Below are 650 nucleotides of genomic sequence, written 5' to 3' on the forward strand. Positions count from 1 at the left end.
TGCGCCCGACGGGGTATGGGGGGGCAGGCGCACAGACGGCAATACTTACTATGTTCCCATCTTCCAAACGGCGACTTGTCCCGCTAATAGCACTAAGGTTGGCAGTAGCTGCACGTGTAACGCAGGTTTTAAAGAGTCCGGCAACCAGTGCGTCCCTGACACTCCAACAGAGTGCACGGCTAACTCTGAGCGTGTCAACGGCGTCTGCCAATGTAAGGTGGGCTTTAAAGAGGGCCTGGGTGGCTGCGTCTTCGATAACAAAGGTCAGTGCGAGACCTTTCAGGCGATTGAAAGCACGCTCGGCGGCTTGCTGGTGTCCGATATGGCATTGCAGGGGCGTGTCGCTGACGGTTCTACTTTTTGCATGCCGTTGGCCTCTGACCCTGCCAAGTTTGCCAAAGCAGGCTGTCGGGTTTCGTTCCAGCAGCAGATGGTGGCGACGAATCCGGATGGATCGTCCACCAGCTATGGCACGTGGAACATGTCGCCGCCGACCACGGGTGATGCTGGTGATTTTTCCTGCAGCACGGCAGATCCCGTGCCCCCCAAGCAGCCCGACAAACCGAAGTGCCCCAATGGCTCGCCCGGCACTGTCAACGGTGTCGAAGTCTGCGTGCCCCGCCAGCCAAACAACGGCGTCGAGACAGGCG

The 650-nt window shown here is 59.1% G+C and carries 1 protein-coding gene; it reads left to right on the forward strand.

Annotation, left to right across the window (positions count from 1 at the left end; all coding sequences use genetic code 11):
- Window positions 1-217: 217 nt before the first annotated feature.
- Window positions 218-650: hypothetical protein (locus QZH66_RS17880; protein ID WP_305807154.1), on the forward strand; the 433-nt coding region annotated here is incomplete at its 3' end.

Source organism: Stenotrophomonas sp. YIM B06876 (assembly GCF_030711595.1).
Taxonomy (GTDB): Bacteria; Pseudomonadota; Gammaproteobacteria; order Xanthomonadales; family Xanthomonadaceae; genus Stenotrophomonas.